This is a genomic window from Paraburkholderia sp. SECH4, assembly GCF_030511745.1.
Classification (GTDB): domain Bacteria; phylum Pseudomonadota; class Gammaproteobacteria; order Burkholderiales; family Burkholderiaceae; genus Paraburkholderia; species Paraburkholderia madseniana.
This window is the reverse complement of record NZ_JALOCP010000043.1, coordinates 62718-70369: the sequence shown is the minus strand read 5'-3', so window position 1 is coordinate 70369 and position 7652 is coordinate 62718. Positions and strand designations below refer to the sequence as shown.

Here is a 7652-nt window from a genome sequence, read left to right as displayed (position 1 = left end):
TACCGGTGGCCGAGCCACCGGATGTCACCTCCTGGAGGCCTCCGCTATTCACGGTGGTGTTGCGGGCGACACCACCGGACGAAATGAGCTCTGTGCCGCCGCTGTTGACGGCGGTATCAACCGACGAGCCACCGCTCGAAATCGTCTGGGCGCCACCGTTTCCAACCGTCGTACTGGTCGCGGTGCCCCCGGACGAAACCACTTCGTTGCCGCCGCTGCTGACGGTCGTATCCACCGACGAGCCACCGCTCGAAATTGTCTGGGTGCCACCGTTGCCGACCGTCGTGCTGGCCGCGGCGCCCCCGGATGAAACCACTTGGTTGCCGCCGCTGCTGACGGTCGTATCGACCGACGAGCCGCCGCCCGAAATTGTCTGGGTGCCGCCGTTGTCGACCGTCGTACCGGTCGCCGTGCCGCCTGACGAGATGACTTCGTTGCCGCCGCTTGTGACAGTCGTACCAGTCGCCGTGGCGCCACCCAGGATCACATCTGTCCCGCCGCTGTTCACGTGCGTGGTGATGACGACGCCGCCACTGGAAACGATCTGCTCACCACCATCATTGACGGTGGCGTTGACTGCCGAACCCGCTGACAGCACGTACTGTTCACCACTGTTGTTGATGGTCGTACTGGTCGCGACGCTTCCTGAGGAAATGGTTTCCGTGCCGCCACTGTTGATGGTCGTATCAATCGCGGTGCCACCGGCGAGCTCGGTTAGTGAACCGCCGTCTTCAACAACGATGCCGCTGGCGTGGTTGCTGGCAATGGCGAAGGTGCTTGACGAGCCGCCTGAGACGTAAGTGCCGGAGACCGTCGCCAATGTATTCGTTACTAACGCCGCGCCGCTTTCCTGCGTCAGGCTGGTGGCGCTGCCGCCGGCCAGGACGACTCCCGTGCCACTGCTACCGAGCGTCGTGCCGACTGCGTTTCCGCCGCTTGAAATCGTCTGTGTGCCGCCACTGCTGACGGCGGTGTTGATCGCGGCGCCTCCACTGGAGACGGTCTGGTTGCCACCGTTGTTGATGGACACACCGACGGCGGAACCGGACGACAGTACGTACTGTGTGCCACCACTGTTCACGGTTGTGTCCGACGATACACCGCCCGACGAGACGTATTCCGAGCCGCCGCTGTTCACCGTGGTATTGAGGGCGGTGCCGTTGGCCAGATCGGTTAGCGAGCCGCCATTCTCAAGCACGACGCCGCTGGCGTTGTTCCCGGCAATCGAAAAGGTGCTGGACGTACCGTTGGAAACATACGTACCCGAGAGTGTCGCCGACGTGTTTGTTTCGAGCGCTGCGCCGCTGTTCTGCGTGACGCCGGTTGCCGTGCCACCCGCCTGGACGTTAAGCGTACCGCCGCTGTCTGCCGTGGTACCGGTGGCCGAGCCACCGGATGTCACCTCCTGGAGGCCTCCGCTATTCACGGTTGTATCCACGGCCGAGCCCCCGGATACAACTTCCTGCGTACCGCCACTATTGATCACACTGGAATAGGCGTAGCCCTCCACCACACCATCCACATACTGCAGGCCCCCGCCATTCACGGTGGTAGCGTACGCGGCGCCACCGCCCAGAACAGATTGCGTGCCGCCACTCCCTATCGTGGCTGACGTGACCGTGCCGCCGCTCTGGATGACCTCGTTGCCACCGGCGACACCGATCGACACGGCAGAACCACCGCTCGATACAGTTTGGGTGCCGCCCGCGCTGATTGTGCCCCCGCTGGCCAGGCCACCGCTCCCGACTGTCTCGACGCCGCCGCTACTGACTGTGGTCGAGTTTGCTGTGCCGTAGACGTTTTCGACGCCACCGTTGCCGACGATGGTGTTGTTGGCGGTGCCGCTAACAGTCTGTGTACCGCTGCTGAGCGCAGTCGACGTCGCGGTGCCGCCAGCGGCAACAGTCTGCAAGCCGCCGTTGACGACGACGGCTGTGGCCGAACCGCCGCTCGCTACCGATTGCAGGCCGCCGGCACGGATGGTGCCTCCGCTGGCCAGACCGCCGCCCTTGACGGTCTCGGTGCCACCGCTGCTGACTGTGCTTGAGTTCGCCGTGCCGTAGACGTTTTCGACACCGCTGCCGGTGACGACGGTATTGTTCGCCGTGCCGCTGACAGTCTGGGCACCACCGGTCACCGTGGTCGACGTTGCGGTGCCGCCAGCGGCGACAGTCTGCGAGCCGCCGTTGCCGACGACGGCTGTGGCCGAGCCGCCGCTCGTTACCGTTTGCAGGCCGCCCGCGCTGATGATGCCCCCGCTGGCCAGGCCGCCGCCTTCGACGGTCTCGGTGCCCCCGCTGCTGACCGTGGTTGAGTTTGCCGTGCCGTAGACGTACTCGATGCCACTGCCGGTCACGATGGTGCTATTCGCCGTGCCGCTGACGGTCTGGGTACCACCGGTCAGCGTGGTCGACGTCGCGGTGCCGCCAGCGGCGACAGTCTGCGAGCCACCGTTGACGGCGACGGCTGTGGCCGAGCCGCCCCCTGCTACCGTTTGCAGGCCGCCGGCGCCGATGGTACCTCCGCTGGCCAGACCGCCGCCCTCGACGGTCTCGGTGCCGCCGCTGCTCACTGCCGTCGAGTTTGCCGTGCCGTAGACGTTCTCGATGCCACTGCCAGTCACGATGGTGCTATTCGCCGTGCCGCTGACGGTCTGGGTACCGCTGCTGACCGTGGTCGACGTTGCGGTGCCGCCTGCGGCGACAGTCTGCGTGCCCCCGTTGACGACGGTGTTGTTGGCCGCGCCGCTTACCGTCTGAGTGCCGCTGCTGATCGTGGTCGACGTCGCGGTGCCACCCGCGGCGACAGTCTGCGAGCCACCGTTGACGACGGCGGCGGTGGCCGAGCCGCCGCTCGCTACCGTTTGCAGGCCGCCGGCACCGATAGAGCCTCCACTGGCCAGACCGCCGCCTTCGACGGTCTCGTTGCCGCCGCTGCTCACCGTGGTCGAGTTCGCCGTGCCGTAGACATTCTCGATGCCGCTGCCAGTCACGATGGTGCTATTCGCCGTGCCGCTGACCGTCTGCGTCCCGCTGGCGAGCGTGGTCGCCGTGGCGGTGGCGCCGGCGGCGATAGTCTGCGTGCCGCCGTTGACGTTGACAAATGCGGCCGAGCCCCCGTTCAATATGGCTTGCAGGCCGCCCGCGCCGATCGAGCCACCGCTGGCGCGGCCACCGTTCTCAACCGTCTCCGTGCCGCCACCGCTGACCGTGCTTGAGTTCGCTGTGCCGTAGACGTTTTCAACGCCACCGCCAGTGACGATGGTGTTGTTCGCGGTGCCGCTGACCGCCTGGGTGCCATTGCTGACCGTAGTCGACGTCGCGGTAGCGCCCGCGGCGATGGTCTGCGTGCCACCGCTGACGCTGACGGATGCAGCCGAGCCGCCGTTCAGCACGGTTTGGAGGCCGCCTGCACCGATCGAGCCACCACTCGCCACGCCACCGTTCTCAACGGTCTCAGTGCCGCCACTGCTGATCGTCGTGCCGCCCGCCGTGCCCCAGACGTTTTGCGCGCCACCAGCACTAATCGTTGTGCCGTTCGCGGTACCCGAAACGGTCTGCGAGCCGTTCGTAACCGTGGTCGTATTGGCCGTGCCGCCAACCTGAACGGTCTGAACGCCACCGTTGACAGTCGTGTTGTTTGCGCTACCAGTTACGCTCTGATTACCAGCGCCTTCTATGAGCGTGCCTGTCGCCGTACCTGCGTCGTTTTGGGTGCCGCCACTCACAACCACATTGCTGGTTGTTCCACCCACGGCGACATTCTGGGTGCCACCAGCTTTCACCAACCCACCGCTAGCGGTGCCGCCACTGAAAACATTCGCTGTTCCGCCCGCAACCGTTTCATTAACGACGAGGCCGTAGTCGTTCAGGGTACCGCCCAGTAGCGTGCCGTTGGTCTCCGTTCCACCGGCATACACCGTTTCCGACCCGCCATTCACAACGGACCCGTTACCTCCGCCACCGCTGGAGACGTTCTCACTCCCTCCACCGACGACATTCGTGTTGTTCCCGATGCCGCCGAGGCTGATATTCAGAGTGCCCCCACTTACGAGCACCCCCGAAACGACGCCGCCACTGCTGACGGCCATGATCCCACCCGGCGCGACGGTATCGCCAAGCACCAGTCCGCCGCTAGATATCACTGCGCTACCAGCAACAAAACTCGCCTGGTCCACCCCTCCCGCGTACACGAATTCGATCTTCCCCGCTGCAACTGTATTGGAGAGACCTGTGCCGCCATTAAGCTGAATCGCAACGCCTGGATTGGTGTACTCCAGTACGGCGCCGGAATCGACGATAAGTTCCGAAGTTAGGCCGTCCCAGGTCCAACCTGAAACTACCTGCCCAGACGTGATTTCGTACGGCGTCAACATATATGCACGAGCTGTCGACGATGGGAGTTGCGCCGCGACAACGGCGAGCAGGCCACAAAGCAGTGAAGCCAGCCGAACCCTTTTCACGCCAAAACGCCGGGTTCCGTACTTGCGCCGAAACGTCAATCGATTCATGTTGTTTCCTGGTGTTGATCTAAAGGTGACGCGCTAAGCCGGATCTCTGACGACCAGACGACTGGATGCGAAAATTACGACAGACGCTCAGTCGTCTAATGGCGGCTTCCTGGGAACGACGCGCCGGCGCAATGGGCTGAAAAGCGGCATGACTACTTCAATCAACTACCAAAATTCGGAATCGTCCGGATAACCTGACGGACCTGCTCAGGCGTTATCTGGGTTGTGCATTCGAACTGTTGTGGGGTGCCTGCCTTACGAGGGCACCACATAAAATCGTCGTGCTTGAACATCAGGGCAGCGTCGTTCCAGCATCCGTTGCATACGTGGTAATTGATCACGCGATACGGAGTCCAGAATTCATTGCTGGGAAGGGTAAAGCCGCTGATCATCACGACAGGCGTACCAGCGGCCCATGCAAGCCACGCGAGGCCGCTGCTCAGGCCGATGAAAAACTCCGCGTGTTTGAGCCAGTGGGCTCGTTCGATCAAGGGGCGATCGCCTGTCTCGTCCTCGCAGCCATGCGGAATCTGATTGCGCATCAATCCGACGTCGTGTGTCGGTGCCTTGTCAATGCAGATCACGCGGTAGCCGTTTTCCTTCAGGAAACGGACGATTTCCAGCCAGCCGCCGGGATAGTTCCAGTACTTGCACTGTGTGGAAGCATTGACCGCAATGCAGACATACTTCTCAGGGATCGGCCGGTGGGCGTCGGGGAGGTCGAGCTTCGGTGGCTCCTCCGCCGTGTCGACGCCGAGGATGTAGGCGGCAGTTCGATGCAGACCTGCGTGACGAAAATCGATCGGCTGCAACCGGTTCTCGACGTCATTGAAAAAGAGCCCAATGTTGTAGGTCGCGTAGAACTCGGCAGTATTGACTTCCTCCGGAGTCCGGAACTCGATCGAAGGGTACGTACCCTTGAAGAGGGCGATGATGGGCGCGCCCATCGAGCACGTCAGCTTGCATCCGTGAATCTGCTCGAACCTGACGGCGTAGGGGAACCATGCGATCAGGTCGCCAAGCGTCCCGACCGGAAACTGGATGAGCACCTTCTTACCCTTGAGACTAAGGTTGTGCTCAAAAACCAGTGCATCGTCTTTCCATACACGGATGCCAAAAGGGACAAAGAATTTCTTGTTCGTGGATACGCCACTGTTGTTCAGCGGCATCCTGTACAGAACGTAATCCGAACTGCTATCCCGCATCTCCACTCGCCAATTTCCCTCGGGGACTGAGACCCGACACCCGTCATTGAAGTCATAACGGATACCGTCCGGGCCTTGTTGCGTGTTGACCTCTGCAGGTGCAAGAAAGGCCCGCTTGATCACCTGTACGGGCTGGACGGGGACGGAAGAGAGGCGCGGCTCCTGAATGACTGAGCGCTCCAGATCTGCGGGAGTTTGGGTATTGAGTGCGGCGGTCATAGTTTTGAGGTATGGAAGTCAGAAAACAGAAGAGACCGCCAAACGAACCGGACTGCTGTGGTCATCAAGCGGACGAATTTTTTGAAAGCGAGACTCACTCATTGCCGGAATGCGTCGTACACACTTCAGATAGAAATAACCCCAGAAGGGTAGTGACGGAATATCTTCGTCACTACGATTTGGCATGCTTAACAAACGGTTCGAACAGGTCAGCATCGTCCTGCCGGAAGGGCAGATAAGGAACGCTCCACGCGTAATGGAAATGGTTCGATTCACGCAGCTTCTGGAGCGCGCGGATCTCGATGGGCACAAAACCAACAATGCCGGGAATGGTCGTCTCGCGCCGAATCAATTCCTGCCGGGGATCAGCTCCGGCCGGCTGCAGGTCGTGGTAGCAAGACAGTGCATCGTCCATCAGTCTGTTTCCGACCAGCGAACGCCGATACTTGTTGACAAGCGCATATTTGCACCACAGATACTGCGAGTCGGGTTTCATCGCACGAGTCGTGCGCTCGAGCAGGCCGTATCCATCGTCGACGCCCGTCGCGATCGAGGCGCGCAGCAGCATGATGCGTTGGGCAGGAACAACCTGATCGTCGTACAGCGCTTTTGGAATGCTGGCAAGGTCCGACATGCAACCTTTCGACGCGTACCTCAGCGACTCCTCGCGATCACCCTGACGGTAGCTTAGGAATGCTCCAAACCCGCAGACCCGGCCAGACGGATCCGGAGCGATTGAGTACGCTTCGCTGATCAGGGCAGTAGCATTGTTGACGTCTGCCTGCGAGCCTTTGCCATACGCCGCGGCAAGCGCGAGGTTGTAGACGGCCGGCTGGTAATTCAACGAAGCAGCTGAGCGATACATCTGCAGCGCACGAGGCATGCTCTGCGGCGTTCCCCATATGCCATATTCGGACAGAAAACCCTCAACATTGAGCGCTTCCGGAATACGCTGCCCGGCCAGGTCCGCGAGCCGCGCGAGAATGGGAGCGCGATCCGTGGGCGTCTCGTGTGCTGCCTGAATGATTAGGGTCACGACGGCATCGCCGTCGTTGCTCACGACGTTGTGAGTGCCGTAGCGTAGGTGCCCAAGATCAGCACCCTTCGGCAGCGATGCCTTCACACGGGCAAGTTCCGCTCCTCCAATGCTTTGAATCGCACTCGCACTCTGCTGCTGCAGCCGCTGGACCATTGTCTTGAAGACAGGAGAGTCGAAAGTCGAGTCGGCGATTCCCTTGACGGCGTCCGGAGCGAATGGCGCTTGCTGCGCATGGCCTTGCGCTGCCAATAGCAGTGGGATAGCGATAGCAATGTCGCGAATGGTAGGCATGCGCATGGGTGCCAAGAAGGAAGTCGTTGAACTTGCTGAATTTCGATGTAATGAATTGTAGTCACCCCTGATGGATACTACAATTCACGGCAGCAGCGCCCAGATCGGTATTCTTTTTGCACAGATGCGTGAAGATGAGCGACCTGGCCGCAACCAGTCAGCGCTAACGAGGGTGTTTTATGCGATCGGCTACGCACGCGAAGGGCGAACCGGCAGGAAGGATAAAAGCAGAGAACGTCGTAGTCGCTGGCGTGCTGATGCCGTGCGAATATGTCAGCAATGCCGCAGGGCGCGTCCGCGTGCTGATGCTGGCTGACGTAGAGTTAGATGATTCACGGGTCCGCGTCCGTTGGCATCGCACACTCCACGGTGCTGCAGAATTCGCGTT

At 61.4% G+C, this 7652-nt stretch carries 3 protein-coding genes; all 3 read right to left on the bottom strand.

Annotation, left to right across the window (positions count from 1 at the left end; genetic code table 11):
* Window positions 1-4510, bottom strand: a 4510-nt coding sequence (locus M0D67_RS35855) for an AIDA repeat-containing protein (protein ID WP_266241842.1), incomplete at its 3' end; no start/stop codon positions are given.
* A 161-nt stretch (window positions 4511-4671) separates the two neighbouring features.
* Window positions 4672-5934 carry an autotransporter strand-loop-strand O-heptosyltransferase gene (locus M0D67_RS35850; protein WP_266241840.1) on the bottom strand — a complete coding sequence of 421 codons (1263 nt, stop codon included), beginning with the start codon at window positions 5932-5934 and terminating at the stop codon, window positions 4672-4674.
* Between the two features lie 172 nt (window positions 5935-6106).
* Entirely contained in the window at window positions 6107-7264 is a 1158-nt protein-coding gene (locus M0D67_RS35845; RefSeq protein ID WP_266241838.1) for a hypothetical protein, read from the bottom strand.
* Window positions 7265-7652 lie beyond the last annotated feature (388 nt).

Bases quoted from the DNA above. Each gene is read 5' to 3' on its own strand.
- M0D67_RS35845 (WP_266241838.1), bottom strand. From the start codon at position 7,264: ATGCCTACCATTCGCGACATTGCTATCGCTATCCCACTGCTATTGGCA.
- M0D67_RS35850 (WP_266241840.1), bottom strand. From the start codon at position 5,934: ATGACCGCCGCACTCAATACCCAAACTCCCGCAGATCTGGAGCGCTCA.